This is a genomic window from Amycolatopsis sp. NPDC005961 (assembly GCF_040629235.1).
In the GTDB taxonomy this organism is placed as follows: domain Bacteria; phylum Actinomycetota; class Actinomycetes; order Mycobacteriales; family Pseudonocardiaceae; genus Amycolatopsis; species Amycolatopsis camponoti.
Genome location: NZ_JBEXVF010000068.1, coordinates 34,453 through 50,656 on the forward strand (window position 1 = coordinate 34,453; position 16,204 = coordinate 50,656).

The 16,204-nt window shown below is 71.5% G+C and carries 17 protein-coding genes; 10 read left to right on the forward strand and 7 right to left on the reverse strand.

Annotated elements, in window-relative coordinates:
• Window position 1: 1 nt before the first annotated feature.
• From ABZ342_RS39535 to ABZ342_RS39545, 3 genes are read right to left on the reverse strand one after another with little or no spacing between them, the layout of a single operon-like run.
• On the reverse strand, window positions 2-880 hold the full coding sequence (locus tag ABZ342_RS39535) for a metal ABC transporter permease (protein ID WP_360484428.1): 879 nt from the start codon (window positions 878-880) through the stop codon (window positions 2-4).
• A 3-nt stretch (window positions 881-883) separates the two neighbouring features.
• Entirely contained in the window at window positions 884-1,735 is an 852-nt protein-coding gene (locus tag ABZ342_RS39540; protein ID WP_360484431.1) for a metal ABC transporter ATP-binding protein, read from the reverse strand.
• Between the two features lie 2 nt (window positions 1,736-1,737).
• The gene (locus ABZ342_RS39545) at window positions 1,738-2,649 is read right to left on the reverse strand and encodes a zinc ABC transporter substrate-binding protein (RefSeq protein WP_360484434.1); all 912 of its coding nucleotides are present in this window, start codon (window positions 2,647-2,649) and stop codon (window positions 1,738-1,740) included.
• 178 nt (window positions 2,650-2,827) lie between these two features.
• Between ABZ342_RS39545 and ABZ342_RS39550 the strand changes: the two genes are divergently transcribed.
• From ABZ342_RS39550 to ABZ342_RS39570, 5 genes are all read left to right on the forward strand, one after another.
• On the forward strand, window positions 2,828-3,928 hold the full coding sequence (locus tag ABZ342_RS39550; protein ID WP_155547743.1) for a LacI family DNA-binding transcriptional regulator: 1,101 nt from the start codon (window positions 2,828-2,830) through the stop codon (window positions 3,926-3,928).
• Between the two features lie 99 nt (window positions 3,929-4,027).
• Entirely contained in the window at window positions 4,028-4,519 is a 492-nt protein-coding gene (locus ABZ342_RS39555) for a carbonic anhydrase (protein WP_360484438.1), read from the forward strand.
• Window positions 4,520-4,522: 3 nt separating this feature from the next.
• A complete protein-coding gene (locus tag ABZ342_RS39560; protein ID WP_360484441.1) occupies window positions 4,523-5,464 on the forward strand; it encodes a glycosyltransferase in 942 nt (313 codons plus the stop codon).
• A 9-nt stretch (window positions 5,465-5,473) separates the two neighbouring features.
• Window positions 5,474-6,349, forward strand: a complete 876-nt coding sequence (locus tag ABZ342_RS39565) for an A/G-specific adenine glycosylase (RefSeq protein WP_155547746.1) — start codon at window positions 5,474-5,476, stop codon at window positions 6,347-6,349.
• A gap of 62 nt (window positions 6,350-6,411) precedes the next feature.
• A complete protein-coding gene (locus tag ABZ342_RS39570; protein WP_360484444.1) occupies window positions 6,412-7,368 on the forward strand; it encodes an N-acetylmuramoyl-L-alanine amidase in 957 nt (318 codons plus the stop codon).
• Here the strand turns inward: ABZ342_RS39570 and ABZ342_RS39575 are convergent.
• Entirely contained in the window at window positions 7,365-8,111 is a 747-nt protein-coding gene (locus ABZ342_RS39575; protein WP_360484447.1) for an alpha/beta hydrolase, read from the reverse strand. The genes ABZ342_RS39570 and ABZ342_RS39575 overlap by 4 nt on opposite strands.
• A gap of 75 nt (window positions 8,112-8,186) precedes the next feature.
• Between ABZ342_RS39575 and ABZ342_RS39580 the strand changes: the two genes are divergently transcribed.
• Window positions 8,187-9,593: a M1 family metallopeptidase gene (locus ABZ342_RS39580; protein WP_360484450.1), complete on the forward strand. Its 1,407-nt coding sequence runs from the start codon at window positions 8,187-8,189 to the stop codon at window positions 9,591-9,593.
• On the opposite strand, the gene ABZ342_RS39585 is transcribed toward ABZ342_RS39580, so the two are convergent.
• Window positions 9,579-10,967: an AAA family ATPase gene (locus ABZ342_RS39585; RefSeq protein ID WP_360484453.1), complete on the reverse strand. Its 1,389-nt coding sequence runs from the start codon at window positions 10,965-10,967 to the stop codon at window positions 9,579-9,581. The genes ABZ342_RS39580 and ABZ342_RS39585 overlap by 15 nt on opposite strands.
• A gap of 51 nt (window positions 10,968-11,018) precedes the next feature.
• Here ABZ342_RS39585 and ABZ342_RS39590 point away from each other — a divergent pair, with 51 nt between their 5' ends.
• Both ABZ342_RS39590 and ABZ342_RS39595 read left to right on the forward strand, forming a co-directional pair.
• The gene (locus ABZ342_RS39590; protein ID WP_155547752.1) at window positions 11,019-11,330 is read left to right on the forward strand and encodes an antibiotic biosynthesis monooxygenase; all 312 of its coding nucleotides are present in this window, start codon (window positions 11,019-11,021) and stop codon (window positions 11,328-11,330) included.
• Complete coding sequence (locus ABZ342_RS39595; protein ID WP_360484457.1) at window positions 11,323-12,141, forward strand: Sir2 family NAD-dependent protein deacetylase; 819 nt, start codon at window positions 11,323-11,325, stop codon at window positions 12,139-12,141. The genes ABZ342_RS39590 and ABZ342_RS39595 overlap by 8 nt, the downstream gene beginning before the upstream one ends.
• On the opposite strand, the gene ABZ342_RS39600 is transcribed toward ABZ342_RS39595, so the two are convergent.
• Together ABZ342_RS39600 and ABZ342_RS39605 are read right to left on the reverse strand one after the other, a co-directional pair.
• On the reverse strand, window positions 12,095-13,189 hold the full coding sequence (locus tag ABZ342_RS39600; protein ID WP_360484460.1) for a hypothetical protein: 1,095 nt from the start codon (window positions 13,187-13,189) through the stop codon (window positions 12,095-12,097). The genes ABZ342_RS39595 and ABZ342_RS39600 overlap by 47 nt on opposite strands.
• A gap of 25 nt (window positions 13,190-13,214) precedes the next feature.
• The gene (locus ABZ342_RS39605; RefSeq protein WP_155547755.1) at window positions 13,215-14,174 is read right to left on the reverse strand and encodes an endonuclease/exonuclease/phosphatase family protein; all 960 of its coding nucleotides are present in this window, start codon (window positions 14,172-14,174) and stop codon (window positions 13,215-13,217) included.
• Window positions 14,175-14,336: 162 nt separating this feature from the next.
• Between ABZ342_RS39605 and ABZ342_RS39610 the strand changes: the two genes are divergently transcribed.
• On the forward strand, window positions 14,337-15,320 hold the full coding sequence (locus ABZ342_RS39610) for an ATP-binding cassette domain-containing protein (RefSeq protein ID WP_360484464.1): 984 nt from the start codon (window positions 14,337-14,339) through the stop codon (window positions 15,318-15,320).
• Window positions 15,317-16,123 (forward strand): ABC transporter permease, encoded by an 807-nt coding sequence (locus tag ABZ342_RS39615; protein ID WP_155547757.1) that lies wholly within the window; start codon window positions 15,317-15,319, stop codon window positions 16,121-16,123. Before ABZ342_RS39610 ends, ABZ342_RS39615 begins: the two co-directional genes overlap by 4 nt.
• Window positions 16,124-16,204: the final 81 nt, after the last annotated feature.

Sequence of the window (16,204 nt, forward strand, 5' to 3'; positions counted from 1 at the left end):
CTCAAGCCGCGACGAGGTCCGGGGCCGGGTCCACCGTGCGGACCCGGGTCCGGCGGTCGCGCTGCCAGGCGATCACCCGGCAGATCACGTAGATCAAGAACGAAATCGCCGTCACGAACGCGCTCACCGGCAGCCCCGGGGCCAGCGACAGCACGATCCCGCCGATCGCCGCCACCTCGGCGAACACCACCGACAGCACCGTCGCCTTCCACGGTGACGCCGTCACGCGCGCGGCCGCCGCGGCGGGCGTCACCATCAGCGCCACCACCAGCAGCGAGCCGACCACCTTCACGCTCAACGCGGTCGAAACACCCACCAGCAGCGCGAACACCACGGTCAGCGTCTTGACGGGCACCCCACGCGCCACCGCCACGTTCCGGTCCACCGAAGCGAACAGCAACGGCCGGTACACCAGCGCCAGCACCGCCAGCACCACCACCGACGACACCACGAACAACGTCAGGTTCGTCGAGTCGATCGTGATGATCTGGCCCGTGAGAATGCCGAACTTGTTCCCGGACCGTCCTTTGTAGAACGACAGGAACAGCACGCCCATGCCGAGCCCGAACGACAGGATCACGCCGATCACCGAGTCGCGGTCGGCGTCACGCGCGCCGAGGATGCCCAGCAGCAGGGCCGCCACCACCGCGCCGATCAGGGCGCCGTACTCGACGCCGATGCCGAGCAGCAGGGCCGCCGCGCCGCCGGTGAACGCCAGCTCGGACGTCCCGTGCACCGCGAACGACATCCGCCGCATCACGATCAGCGGACCGAGCACCCCCGCCACCAGGCCGAGGATCGCCGCCGCGAGCAGCGCCGTCTGGACGCCGTCCAGCTCGGTGATCAGCTCCCACGTCTTGCCGAAGTCGAACAGGTCCAAGACTCAGCCCACTTGTTCTTCGAGGTCGTGTTCGTGGTGGTGCGGCTCGTCCTCGCACAACGCGCTCTGCGCGCCCGCGATGTGGATCTGCCCGCCCACCTTCAGCACCTCGACGCGGGTGCCGTACAGCTCCGACAGCGTGCCGGTGGTCATGACCTCGTCCGGCTTGCCGATCCGGAACGAGCCGTTGACCAGGTACAGCACCCGGTCGACGAACGGCAGCACCGGGTTGATCTCGTGCGTCACGAACAGCACCGCCGTGCCGGCCGTGCGCCGCCGGGAGTCGATCAGCTCGCTGATCGCGCGCTGGTGCGCCAGGTCCAAAGACAGCAGCGGCTCGTCGCAGAGCAGCACCTCGGGGTCGCCGACCAGGGCCTGCGCCACCCGCAGCCGCTGCTGCTCGCCGCCGGACAACCGCCCGACGGGCTGCTTCGCGTACCTCGTCGCACCCACCGCTTCGATGGCCTCGGAAACGCGGCGGCGACGCGCGGCCATGCCGAACAGGCCGGGGCCCCAGCGGTGGCCGTCGAGGCCCAGCCCGACCAGGTCGACGCCGCGCAGCGTCAGCGACTCGTCGATCGCGCGCTGCTGCGGGATGTAGCCCACCTTGCGGTTCGCGCCGCCCGGGCGGCCGCCGGCGATCTCGACCGTGCCCGCCGACAGGCCCTGCATGCCGAGCAGCGCCTTGAGCAGGCTGCTCTTGCCGGAGCCGTTGGGGCCGAGCACGGCGAGGAACTCGCCCGGCTCGACGACGAGGTCCAGCCCCGACCAGAGGGTCCGGGGACCGAACGCGAGCCCCGCCCCGCGGACCCGGACCGCGGGGCGTACGTCGTCGGAGACGGAGAGAGGAGGCATGGCTACTTCAACGCTCCTGCCAGCGCGTCTACTTCCCCGGTCATCCAGCCAATGTAGTCGGTCACACCCTGCGGCAGCGTCTCGGTCACGTCGACGACGCCGATCCCGGCGGCCTTCGCCTGGCCGACGACGTCCTGGGTCAGCGGCGTGACCGTCTGCGCGTTGTTGATCAGCGCCTTCACCTGCTTGGTGGCGATGAGCTGCTTGTACTCGTTGACCGCGCCGGCCGGGACGTCGGTGTCGTTCTCGACGGCGTCCGAGAAGGCCTTCGGCGTCGCGTCCGTCAGCTTCGCGCTCTCGAGCAGGTAGTGCGCCACCGGCTCGGTGACGACGACCTTCGTGCCCGGGTGCGACGCGCCCAGCTCGCCGAGGCGCTTCTCCAGCGCGTCGACCTTCGCCTTGAACGCCGTCGCGTTGTCGGCGAACGCCTGCTTCGACGCCGGCTCCAGCTCCCCGAGCTGCGCCGCGACCTGGTCGGCGACCTTGTCGACACCGGGCAGGTCGTACCAGACGTGCTCGTTTTCGTCGCCGGTCGCGGCGATGTCGTAGGCGACGAGCTTCTTCGCGTCGCCGGCCTGCGCGGTCAGCTTGTCGAAGAACTCGTCGTAGCCGCCGCCGTTGGACAGCAGCAGCTTCGCGTCCTTCGCCGCCAGCGCGTCGTCAGCCGTCGTCTCGTAGGAGTGCGGGTCGGCCGACGGGTCGTGGATGATCGACCTGACCTCCACCTTGTCGCCGCCGACGGCGTTCACGACGCTGCCCCAGACGTCCGTCGAGGCGACGACCTTGATCTTCCCCGAGCCGCCGGACTGCGAGCCACCGTCGGAGCCGGACGTTCCACCGGAGCACCCGGCCAGGACGAGCACGGACAGGGCCGAAGCGGCGGCGAGCACGCTCCTGGTGCGGCGGGAACTCATCTCAAGGACTCCTGCAGACGCTAATGGAAACCGTTGTCAGATTCACCTTACCCCATCCGGATGACTTCCTGGCCATCCGCGCTCGGTTTGGTGTATGCGTCTTCGTGCATGCGGATCGAGACATCGACCACCCGGGGTGTCTCTTCATGAATTCCTTCTGAACCGTTACGGTTTGCTGATGGGACGTCCTATTCGCACCCGGAGGCAGGCGACGCTGGCGTCGCTCGCGGCGGAGCTCGGTGTGTCCAGGACCACGGTGTCCAACGCCTACAACCGGCCGGACCAGCTGTCCCCTGAACTGCGGCGCCGCGTCCTCGAGACCGCCCGCCGCCTCGGCTACCCCGGTCCCGACCCCGTCGCCCGCTCGCTGCGCACCCGCCGGGCCGGTGCGGTCGGGCTGCTGCTCACCGAGAACCTCTCTTACGCTTTCCGCGACCCCGCCGCCGTCGGCGTGCTCGAAGGACTGGCCCTGGCCTGCGAAGACGCCGGTGTCGGCCTCCACCTGGTGCCGGCGAGCCCGGGCCGCGAGGACGTCGCCGCGGTGCACCGCGCGGGCGTCGACGGCTTCGTCGTCTACTCCGTGCCGGACGACGACCCGAGCCTGGCCGCCGTGCTGGAGCGCCCGGTGCCGACGGTGATCATCGACCAGCCGAGCATCGAGGGCATCGACCGCGTCGGCCCGGACGACGCCGCCGCCGTCGGCAAGATCGCCGAGCACCTGGTCGGCCTCGGCCACCGGCAGGTCGGCGTGATCTGCATGCGGCTGGCCCGCGAGCGCAACGACGACTTCGTCTCCCCGGCGCGCCAGAGCGGCGCGCACTTCCACGTCCAGCGCACCCGGCTCGAGGCTCTCGCGGTGGCGTTTTCGGCGGCCGGCGTCGACTGGGCCGGCGTCCCGGTGGTCGAGCGCTTCGACCACACGGTGGACGACGGCGCGTCCGCGGCCCGCCAGCTCCTGGACGCGTACCCGCAGATCACGGCCGTGATCTGCACCTCGGACATCCTCGCGCTCGGCGCCATGGCCGAGGCCGACCGGCGGGGGCTGCGGGTGCCGCAGGACCTGACCGTCACCGGTTTCGACGGCATCTCGGAGGCCGAGCGGATCGGGCTCACCACCGTGCACCAGCCGGTGCTCGAGAAGGGCAAGACGGCGGGCCGGCTGCTGCTCAGCTCGGGCGAGCGAAGCGCGCCGAAGGTCATCACGCTGCCGACCGAGCTGCGCATCGGACGCACGTCGGCACCCCCTAGGACGGTCGAGGAGCCCTGGTTCGGGGGCTGACCCGTGACATAGCTCGTAGTGCATTGCCCGAAGGGGTACTCACCAGGTCAAATGGAGTGGCAAGCCCGCGTGGCGGGGCCACTGGCCGGAAGGTGACCGATGACCTCGATCGACGTACTGCTCAAGCGCAACCAGGAACTGGGCGAAGTGACGCCGGGCGACCGGTCGTCGGCCAAGCCGTCGCTGCAGGTCGCCGTCCTGACCTGCATGGACGCCCGGATCCGGGTGTTCGAGCTCTTCGGGCTGCTGCAGGGTGAGTCGCACGTCCTGCGCAACGCGGGCGGCGTGGTGACCGACGACATGATCCGCTCGCTGGCCCTCTCCCAGCGCAAGCTGGGCACGCGCGAGGTCCTGATCGTCCAGCACACCGAGTGCGGCTTGTCGATGGTCACCGAGGACGACTTCAAGGACGAGCTCGAGGAAGCCACCGGCTTGCGGCCGACGTGGGCGGTCGAGGCGTTCCGCAACGTGGAGAACAGCGTGCGGACGTCGGTGGAGCGGGTGCGGCGGAGCGCTTACCTGCCGCACACGGAGAACGTCCGCGGCTTCGTCTACGACGTCAAGACGGGGAAGCTCACCGAGGTCAAGTAGCCCGTGCGCGTCCTCTTCGCGGCGCTCGCGTCGGCCGGCCACGCCTACCCGATGGTCCCGCTCGCGGTCGCGGCGCGGGACGCCGGGCATGAGGTGCACTTCGCCGCCGGCGAGCACGTCCACGCGCCGCTGGACCGGCTCGGGCTCAGCCCGTTCCGGTCCGCGGACTCGTTCTACGAGATCTACGCAGAAGACCTCGAGCCGGACCTGAAGCGGCTGCGGCCCGATCTCGTCGTGCACGGGTGGGGCGTCCCGGAGGTGGCCGTCGCCGCGCGGCGGGCCGGGATCCCCGCCCTGTGGCACGGGTTCGGCAGGCTGTTCCCCGAAGGGATCGGACTCGAACGCCCGGCAGGCGGGACACACCTGGACATCTGCCCGCCGTCCCTGCAGGACAAGGACTTCCTCGCGACGGCCGAGCGGATCGCCCTGCGTCCGGTGCCCTTCGCCGAGCCGGGTGACTTCCGGCGCCCTTTGATCTACCTGACGCTCGGCACCGCGTTCGGCACCCCGGAAGTGCTTCAGACGGCGATCGAGGGGCTGGCCGCGCTCGGCACGCACGTCGTGGTGGCCACCGGCGGGGTGACCCTCGGCGCGCTGCCGCCCCACGTCACCGCTCGGGCCTGGGTGCCGCAGGCGGCGGCCATCCACCACGCCGACCTCGTCGTGCACCACGGCGGCAGCGGCACCACGGTCGGCGCGCTCGCCGCCGGCGTCCCGCAGCTGGTCCTGCCCCAAGGCGCCGACCAGTTCGCGAACGCCGACGCGCTCCTGACCGCCGGTGCCGCGGTGCGCTTGCTGCCCGGCGAACTGAGCGCGGACGCCGTCACCGACCAGGCCCGGAAGGCGTCGGCGTGCCGCGACGCGGCCCGCGCACTCGCCGCGGAGATTGCGGAAATGCCGTCGCCGGACGAGGTCGCCCGCGAGCTGCCGAAGCACGCGAAGTAGCCTCCCGGCGTGGCTGTGGACGCTGACGTACTGCTCGACTGGTTTTCCGCGCACGGCCGGGACCTGCCCTGGCGCGAGCCGGAATGCTCGGCCTGGGGCGTGCTCGTCAGCGAGATCATGCTGCAGCAGACGCCGGTCGCGCGCGTGCAGCCGATCTGGCACGAATGGATGGCGCGGTGGCCGGTTCCGTCCGCGCTGGCCGCGTCGTCGCAGGGCGAGGTCGTGCGGGCCTGGGGCAAGCTCGGCTACCCGCGGCGCGCCCTGCGGCTGCACGAAGCCGCCGGGGTGATCGCGCGCGACCACGGGGACGTCGTTCCGTCCGATGTGGACACCCTGCTCGCGCTGCCCGGGATCGGCGCCTACACCGCGCGCGCGGTCGCCGCGTTCGCCTACGGGCGGCGTGCGCCGGTCGTCGACACGAACGTGCGGCGCGTCGTCGCGCGGGCCGTACACGGGGCCGGGGACGCCGGTCCCGCGTCGAACACGCGGGACATGAACGACGTCGAGGCCCTGCTGCCCGCCGAAGACGCGCCCGCCGCGAAGTTCTCCGCGGCGATCATGGAGCTCGGCGCGCTGATCTGCACCGCGCGAAGCCCGCGGTGCGCGGACTGCCCGGTCTACGACGAATGCGCGTGGCAGCTCGCCGGCCGCCCCGAGTACGCCGGCCCGGCCAAGCCCGTGCAGAAGTTCGCCGGCACCGACCGCCAGGTCCGCGGGCTGCTGCTCGACGTCCTGCGCGGTTCCGAGGGCCCGGTGGAGAAGGCCCGGCTCGACCTCGTGTGGCACGACGGCGGCCAGCGCGACCGCTGCCTGGACTCCCTGCTCGCCGACGGCCTGCTCGAACAGACCAGCGGCGGGCTCTTCGCACTGCCGGGCGAACACTAACGCGCTACAACAAAAGTTGGTCAATAGTTGTCATCGGCGCGCTGCGGAGCTACCTTTTCCGGATGGTCCACGTAGACCGCCGGACCCTGCTCAAGGCGGGGGCGACCGCGACCGCGGCCGGCGCACTGGGGATGACGACCACGGGTACGGCCTCGGCGGCCGTGCCGACGCCGACGATCCACCCGACGTCCGAGTGGGGCGCGCGGCCCGCCACCGGCCCGATCGTGGTGGAGAACCACAAGCCGACGTACATCGTCGTGCACCATGCCGTCGATCCGCCGATGAACAACGACTTCTCCCTGGCTCGCGCGTTCTACGTCGCGAGGTTCATCCAGGACCTGCACATGGACAAGAACGGCTGGATCGACAGCGGCCAGCAGTTCACGAACAGCCGCGGCGGGTACGTCACCGAAGGCAGGCACCGCAGCCTGGAAATCCTGCGCGGCGGCACCCAGCACGTCCAGGGCGCGAACGTCGGCAACCACAACAGCGAGGTCATCGGCATCGAGAACGAGGGCCTGTACAGCACGGTGGACGTGCCGCCGGCGCTGTGGAACTCGCTGGTGAACCTGGTCGCCTACATCGCGCACCAGTACGGCATCGCGCCCGAGTTCATCAAGGGCCACCGCGACTTCAACTCGACCGAGTGCCCGGGCCAGGTGCTGTACAACCGGCTGCCGGAGCTGCGGACGGCGGTGGGCCGCGTCCTCGGCGTCCCGGTGGCGCGCGCCGAGGCCGAGTGGCCGCTGCTCAAGCCGGGCGACACGGGCCGTCAGGTGCAGCAGGCCCAGCGGTTCCTGCGCGCGTCCGGGTACGACGTGCCGACCGACGGCGTGTTCGGTAAGTCCACAAAGGACGCCGTGGCCGCTTTGTCCGTTCAGGCCGGGCTGCCGCGCCACACGTGCACCGCGACGAAGGCGGCGGACGAGACCGGCTTCCTCGGCGCGGACGTCTGGCCGCTGATCGTCCCGTCCGACCGCTCCACGGCCGCCTGGCGAGCCGACCTGTCTCGCGCCTAGCGAGCCAGGACCTGGCTCAGGAAGGCTTCGACGGCACCCCGGTAGATCTCCGGGGCTTCGTCGTGCGGCAGGTGGGCCGATCCCGGGACCACCAGGTGCTTCGCCCCCGGGACCCGGGCCGCGACTTCGGCTTGCTGACCGGCGGGCATCGCCGTGTGCTCGCCCTCGACCAGCAGCAGCGGGCAGCGGATCGCGGCCACGACGTCCCAGTAGTCGCGGCGGCCCCATTCGGCGGCGATGACGTAGAGGTCTTCGAGGTCGGCGACGAGGTGGAAGCCGTCCTCGCGCTCCTCGACGCAGTCGGCGAAGTAGTCGCCCGCGGCGCCGAAGAACTCGCGGACGTGGTCGAGAGACTTGAACGGCACCGGCCAGCTCTCGAAGTACCCGCGCCACGTCTCGACGGTCCGGCCGCGCTGGTCCGGCGCGAAGTCCTCGGACACGACCGCGCGCACGAGCTCCGGGTACTTCGCGGCGGTCGTCCACGCGTGCAGGCCACCCATCGAGTGCCCGATGAGCACCGCCGGGCCGGCGTCGAGCGTCCGCAGCGCGTCGGCGACGTCGTCGGTGAACCGCTCGGTCGTCCAGGGCCCGACGCGCGGCGCGCTGCCGTGGCCGCGGGCGTCGAGGCCGTACACCGCGCCGTAGGGCCGGAGCCACTCCGCGACGCGCGACCAAGTCCGCGCGCGGCCCATCAGTCCGTGGAGCAGAACGATCGGCACGCCGGTGCCGCCGAAACAGAGCACGCGGTCACCTAACCACAAAACCGCAGGTGCGGAACGTGACCAAGTGATCGCAATCCATCACCTATGGTGGTGGGCATGCGCCGCCGACTCGCTGCCCTCGCCGTCTGCGCCGCGGTGATCGTCGCCGCGGCCTGCAGCGGTGACGCCGTCACGGCGCCGCCACCGCCTGCTCCCATACACCCGGTGGCGGGGGCGCCGGGCGCCGGTGATCCGTATTACCCGGACGACGGCAACGGCGGTTACGACGCACTGGACTACCACGTCGACGCGACCTACGACCCGCCGAGCGGCCACCTCGACGGAGACACGACGGTCACCGCGAAAGCCACCGAAGACCTCGGCCGGTTCGACCTCGACCTGCGCGGGCTCGACGTCCACAGCGTCGAGGTCGACGGGCAGCCGGCCCGCTTCACCCGCGAGAAGGCGTTCGAGCTGGTCATCACGCCGGCGGCGCCGATCCGCGCGGGGACGACGTTCCGCACGCGCGTCCGCTACGGCGGCGACCCGGCGAAGACCCCGCACGACGGCGGCAGCGAGAACGGCTGGCAGCACTCGGCCGACGGCGGCGCGTACATGGTCGGCGAGCCGCATTCGGCGGCGTTTTGGTACCCCGTGAACGAGACCCCGCGCGACAAGGCGACGTTCACACTCACCGCGCACGTCCCGGCCGGCTGGACGGTGCTTTCGAACGGCCGCGAGGGCCCGCCGGGGACGTGGACCGAGCCGAACCCGGTGGCGAGCTACCTGACGACGATCTCGATCGGCAAGTTCAGTGTCGACAGGTCGACATTGCCGGACGGGACCCCGGTCGTCACGGGGTACGCGCCCGGCACCGAGGACCGCCGCGCGATCGGCGACCGCCTCCCGGAGGTGCTCGGCTTCCTGAGCGGCAAGTTCGGGCCGTACCCGCAGTCGGCGGCCGGCGGGATCTTCCTGAACGAGGACGTCCATTTTTCCTTGGAGACGCAAACCCGCCCGACGTACGCGAAGTGGGCCGACCTGCCGACGCTGGTCCACGAGAACGCGCACGAGTGGTTCGGCGACTCGGTGTCGTTGAAGAGCTGGTCGGACATCTGCCTGAACGAGTGCTTCGCGTCGTACGCGCAGTGGCTGTGGGCCGAGCGCGAGGGCCAGAGCCTGGACGACCGCTACCGCGCGGCGATCGAGATCACCCGCGGCAGCACGGACTTCTGGGGCCAGAAGCTGGTCGGCATGGGCCAGGGCCACGAGTTCGAGGGCGTGTACAACAAGGGAATCCTGGCGCTGCACGCCCTGCGCCGCCAGATCGGCGACCCGGCGTTCGACCGCCTCCTGCACGAGTGGCCGTCCCGCTACCGCCACGGAAACGCGTCGTGGGCGGACTTCGAGAAGATGGCCACGCAGGTCAGCGGGCAGAACTTGAAGGCGTTCTTCGACGAGTGGTTCCGGGGGACGAAACTCCCCGCGGACGCGGACCTCTTCCCGGGGTCACTGCGCAGCTGAGCTGCCCAGCAACGACCGCGTCAAGGCGCTGTGCGCTTCCTGCATCTCCCGCAGCGCCGTCCCCAGCTCCTCGTCGCCCACGACGACGTCCTCCTCCGGGCGGGAAGCCAGTGCCAGCAGCGATGCCCGCCTCAGCAGCTCCTTCGCGAACGACGCCGTCACCCCCTCCGTCGCCGCCACGATCGGGGTCAGGTCCGCCGTCAGCTTCAACCCCCGTGCGTACAGCCGGAGCAGCGCCTCGCGACCGGCCGCGTCCGGCAATGGGATCTCCACCGCCAGATCCACCCGGCCCGGGCGGTCGGCCAGCGCCTTCTCCAGCTCGCCCGCCCGGTTGGTCGTCAACAGGAACGTCACGTCCGCGTCGCCGCCCACGCCGTCCATCGCGTCGAGCAACGTGAACAGCAGGGGCTGGACCATCGGTCCGTAACTGCGGTCCTGCGCGATCAGGTCGACGTCCTCCAGCACGACCACGCTCGGCTGCAGCCGGCGGGCCAGCTCCGCGGCCTTGCCCACGAACCGCATCGCCGTGCCGGTCAGGATGATCACCGTCGTGTCCGGCAGGCGGCCCATCAGGTAGCGGACCGTGTGCGTCTTGCCGGTTCCGGGCGGGCCGTGCAGCAGCAGGCCACGCTTGAGGTGCTGCCCCGCGGCCAGCAGCCGCTCGCCGTGTTCCGCGATGCCGACCGTGTGCCGCTCGATCGCGTCGAGCACGCCGTCCGGCAGCACGACCTCCTCGCCGGTCAACGCCGGCCGCGGGAGGAACGTCAGCAGCTCGTTCGCGCGGTGCTCACTGGTGCCGAAGGCCACCACCTGCCCCCGCAGGAGGTCGTGCTCGGCCATCAACCGCTCGACGCGGTCGCGCACTTCGGTGGCGATCGCGCGAGACGTCGCGAGGACCTCCAGCCGGCACTGCTCGAGCCCCCACTGCGGGGTCGCCCCGCGAATGGCGAGCAGCACCGGCTCACCGTCCGGCGCGCTCGTGCCGACCAGCCCCAGCTGAACGGCTTCGGTCGCGTCGTGCGGGCCGGTCGCCGTGGTGGTGTAGTCCACCGAGCCGAGGTCGTACATCCCCTTGCTGCGCGCGGTGGCGAGCATCCCGATCAGGTCCTCGTGCGTGCGCTGGCCGCCCGCGATGCCGAACCAGCCCACGGCCGTGCCGTGCTCGGCGAGGTAGGCGTCGACTCCCCGCTGGATGTTGGCGTGCTCCCACATCGGCCAGTTCCGGGTCACGACCACCACCTCCGGCAGCGGTGCCCCCAGGTGGCCGGTCACCCGCTCGGTCAGCTCGTTACCCTGGCCGTCCGCGACCTCGTCGGCGGTCGCGCGGATGATCCGGGCGAGGTCGGTCGCGAGGTCGCGCTCAGTACTCCCCATGCCCTCCACAGTGGCACGGGTCACAGTGCCAGGCCAACTACTCTGGGACCCATGAGTGTCGTGAAGATCAACGCGATCGAGGTCCCCGAAGGCGCCGGCGCCGAGCTGGAGAAGCGGTTCGCGGCGCGGATGCACTCCGTCGACCAGCAGCCGGGCTTCCTCGGGTTCGAGCTGCTGCGCCCGGTTTCCGGCGAGACGCGCTACTTCGTCTACACGAAGTGGGAGACCGAGGAGGCGTACCAGGCGTGGGCGAAGGGCGGCCCGGCCGCGGCGGCGCACTCGGGTGAGCGCGCCAAGCCCGTGTCCACCGGGGCGAACCTGCTCGAGTTCGAGGTCGTCCTCGGTTCGCAGCCGGGTGAGTGACGCTCTCGGGCGGGCCGCGGAGCTCCTGGACGGCGCCGGCGCGCTGCTGATCTGCGCCGGCGCCGGGATGGGCGTCGACTCCGGGCTGCCGGACTTCCGCGGCGGCGAGGGGTTCTGGCGCGCGTACCCGCCGTACGCCCGACTCGGCCTGCGGTTCGAGGAGCTGGCCGACCCGCGGCACTTCGCCGACGACCCCGAGCTGGCCTGGGGCTTCTACGGCCACCGGCTTTCGCTTTATCGCAAGACCGTGCCGCACGAGGGTTTCCGGCTGCTGCTCGGCTTCACCCCGTCCGTGCGCGTCTTCACGTCCAATGTGGACGGCCAGTTCCAGAAGGCGGGCTTCGAGCACGTCGCCGAGGCGCACGGCTCGATCCACCACCTGCAGTGCCTTTCCGGGTGCACGTCGGACATCTGGCCCGCCGACGTCGACGTCGTGCTGGACACCGAAACCCTGCGAGCCGTGCCGCCGTTGCCGTCGTGCCCGCGGTGCGGCGGGCTCGCGCGCCCCAACATCCTCATGTTCGGCGACTTCGACTGGGTCCCGGACCGCAGCCAGGCCCAGCTCGACGAGCTGACGGCGTGGCGCCGGACCGCGCGTGACCTCGTGGTGGTGGAGCTGGGCGCGGGCCAGGCGGTGCCGACGGTCCGCCGCTACGCCGAACTGGCGAGCGCGGCGAGCGGCGCGCTGATCCGCATCAACCCGCGGGAGCCGGAGATCCGCCACGGCCGCGGGGTGTCGATCGCGGCCGGGGCGCTGGAAACGCTCACCGCGCTGGCCGCAGCCACAGGTCGCGGTTCCCGGCGAGCATGACCCGGCCGTCGGCCAGTGTCGTGGCCACCCGCACCGGCCACTCCGCGCAGCCCAGCTCGCCGCGCTGCCAGCCCTGACCGTCGCGCGCCAGCACGGCCGAGCAGGAGCGCGGGCGCTGGTTGCCGCGGTTCGGTTCGAGGGTCCGGCCGGCCAGCACGAGGGTGCCGCGCCCGTCCAGCGTGCCCGCCACGATCCCGCCGGGCCCCGGAACGTCCACTGTGGACCATGAGCCCGGCTTCCCGGTGACCACGAAAGGCTTCTGCGTGTAGCCGTTCGTGGTCTCGCCGTAGAGCAGCCACTGCCCGGCGACCGGCAGGATCCCGTACACGAGTGTCTCGTCCGACGGCGTCGCGAGCTCCGACACCGTCCAGCTGCCGCCGCCGTCGTGCGAGGCCCAGAGCTGCAGCCGCGGGTTCGAATAACCGGCCGCGAGCAGCTCCGGCCCGGCGGCCGCCACCGACCACGGCCCGTTCGCCCCGGTCACCCCCTCGGCGAGCGGCATGACGACCGTGCGTTCCGTCTTACCTCCGTCGTCCGACACCCAGGCCACCGGCCGGGTCGTCTGCCCGTCCAGGAACGCCGTCCCGACCGCCACCAGGTTGCCGCCCGAACGCGCCAACCCCCGCACCTCCCGCCGGCCGCGCAGCTCACCGAGCTCGGTCACGGTGCCGCCGGCGTCCCGGTGCGAGAACTTCGCGCCGGCCCCGAGCACCGAGCCGTCCGGACCCGCCACCGCGGCCACCGCCGGCAGGCCGCCGCCGATCGGGCCGATCCGCAACGTCGTGCAGTCCGCGTCGCCGGTCCAGTTCGCGTTGAGCATGCGGTTGCCGGTCGCGTAGTCGCCGATGCCGAGCACACAGCTGTTCAGCGGGACCAGGGCGTTCAGCCCGCCGGTCGTGGGGATCCAGTCGGTGTCGGACGGGAACTCCACCGCTCCCGCGTGCGCCGCGAACCCGAGTGCGCTCTTCGGGCCGTCGTCCGCCGGGGCCGCGGTGGACTGCCCGCAGGCGGCGACCAGCAGGACGAGGGCGAGCACGAGTCTTCGCATACCGGTCACCCTGCCAGGAACGGCGTCACGGCAGGCGGACTTCGGCGAACACCGCCCGGTGGTCGCTGCCCGCGACGTCGAACACCCGGTAGTCCTGGACCGCGGCCCGGTTGTCGACCACCACGTGGTCGATCGTCACCACCGGCGACGACGACGGCCACGTCGGCGTCAACCCCGAGCCGTGCTCCTCCGCCGCGTCGTTGTAGCCGCGGGAGAGCACCGTGCGGAACGCCGCGTGGTCCAGCGTCGCGTTGAAGTCGCCCGCCAGGATGCGCAGGCCGTGCTCGCCGGCCGCGCGGGAGAGGTCCTTGATCTCCCGCTCCCACTGCGGGGTGTCGACGTCCGGGGAGATCGGGTGGACCGCGACGATCTCGGCCACCACGCCGTCGCCGAGGTCGGCCTGGGCGCCCGGCTGCTTGGCCGCCGAATCACCCGTCAGGTTGACCTCCTTCAGCGGGAAGCGCGACACGATCCCCGAGCCGAACGCGCCCGGCGCCGGGTGCAGCACCCGGTACGGGAGGGCCTGGAACAGCCCGGCCGCGGTCAGGCCGTCGACCGCGCGAGGCGTCAGCTCGACGAGGTTCAGCACGTCGATCCGCTGCTCGCGCACCAGGTCGACGACCGCCTTCGGGTCCGCCTGGCCGTAGAGCAGGTTCGACGCGAGCACGCGCAGTGTCTTTCCGTGCACCTCACGCTGGTCGCTCGCCGCCAGCCGCGGCAGCACGAGGACGGCCAGCGCGATGGCCAGCACCAGCGCGGTCCCGCCGACCCACCAGCGCCGCAGCGCCAGCGCGAGCCCGCCGAGCAGCGCACCCGCGGCCGCCACGTACGGCGTCAGCGCCAACGCGACAAGCGTGTACCAGTCGCCGTCGTAGCCGATCAGGCGCAGCGCGACCAAGGCCGCCAGCAGTACCAGCGGCACCACCAACAGGGCCGTGACCAGCGGGTTCTTCCGCCGGACCCGCGTCTCTTCCGCAACGGTCATGTGCCGAGTATGCCGACGTGCCCGCCACCCGGCCCGGGCGCCGACAACTCCTCCACAAGATCTCCACCAGCGCCTGCCAGCCGCTGCCAGCGCGCTGTGCGTGCGCTGCCAGCGGCCCCGGCCACAGTGAAGCTCACCAGCGACAGCGAAGGAGGAACGCCCATGTCGCACGCGATCCAGGCCGAGGGCCTGGTCAAACACTTCGGGGACACCAAGGCGCTCGACGGGGTGGACCTCGAGGTTCCCTACGGCCAGGTGGTCGGGGTGCTCGGGCCCAACGGCGCGGGCAAGACGACCGCGATCCGCATCCTGGCGACGTTGATGAAACCCGACTCCGGCAGAGCCACCGTCGGGGGCTTCGACGTCGTCACCGACCCGGTGCGGGTCCGCAGCCTGATCGGGCTGACCGGGCAGTACGCCTCGGTCGACGAGGACCTCAACGGCATCGAGAACCTGATGCTCATCGGCCGGCTCTACGGCCTGTCCCGGGCCCACGCCAAGACGCGGGCCACCGAGCTGATCGAGCGGTTCGAGCTGACGCCCGCGGCCAAGCGGCCGATCCGGACGTACTCGGGCGGCATGCGGCGGCGGATCGACCTGGCCGCCAGCCTCGTCGGCCGGCCCGAGGTGCTCTACCTCGACGAGCCCACCACCGGGCTCGACCCGCACGCCCGCAACGAGGTCTGGGACGTCGTCCGCAACCTCGTCGCCGAGGGCGCGACGGTGCTGCTGACCACGCAGTACCTCGAAGAGGCCGACCAGCTGGCCGACAAGATCACCGTGTTCGACCACGGCCGCGTCGTGGCCGACGGCCGCGCCGACGAGCTCAAGCGCCGCGTCGGCGGGCAGACGCTGCAGGTCCGGCCGACCCAGCTGTCCGACATGGACGCCGTCCACCGGATCCTCGGCGACCTGTCCGGCGTCAAGCCGACCCGGGACGACGCCAGCGGGCTGCTGACCGCGCCGGTCAACGACCCGGTGCTGCTGTCCACCCTGGTCCGCAAGCTGGACGAAGCCGGGATCACCGCGGACGAGCTGGCGCTGCGGCTGCCCAGCCTCGACGAGGTGTTCCTCGCCCTGACCGGGCACACCGCCGACGAACCGACCGAAGACACCACCCGCGACCTCGAAGGGAGCCTGGCATGACGACGCTGGCGCTCGACCGCCCGGCCCCGCCGCGGCACATCAGCCCCGCCAAGGGTTTCCAGCACGCGCTTTCGCTGGCCTGGCGCGGTGTCCTGAAGATCCGCAAGAACCCGGAACAGCTGGCCGACGTCACGCTGATGCCGATCATCTTCCTGGTCATGTTCGTCTACCTGTTCGGTGGCGCGCTGTCCGGGTCGACCGACGCGTACCTGCAGATGGTCGTGCCGGGCATCATGGTGATGAACATCCTGCAGGCCTGCCTCACGGTCGGCACGAACCTCAACACCGACATCACCAAGGGCGTCTTCGACCGGTTCCGCAGCATGCCGATCGCCCGGTCGGCACCGCTGATCGGCGCGGTGCTGGCCGACATCGTCCGCTACGTGGTCTGCCTGACCGTGCTGATGGTCGTGGCGACGATCATGGGCTACCGGATCGCCACCAGCCCCGGCGAGTTCGCCGTGGCGATCCTGCTCGCGCTGGCGTTCGGGCTGTGCTTCTGCTGGGGCTCGGTGTTCGTCGGCATGGTGATGAAGTCACCGGGCGCGGCGACGGCGCTGATGTTCGTCTTCATCATGCCGCTGACGTTCGGCAGCAACGTGTTCGTCAGCACCAGCACCATGCCGGGCTGGTTGAAGGCGTGGGCGGACATCAGCCCGGTGAGCCTGATGGCGAACGCGCTGCGCGGCCTGATGAACGGCGGCGCCGTCGCCGGTCCGCTGGCCGGAGCGCTCGCCTGGATGGCCGGTGCCGTGATCGTGTTCTTCCCGCTGGCCACCTGGGCCTACCGCCGGCGGGTCTGAGGCGCGGTGGCAGCGCCGTGCGCGACGACGCCGAGGAGCTCGGCCGTGTCCAGCGCGTCCCGCAGGTGGCCGGCGAAGTCC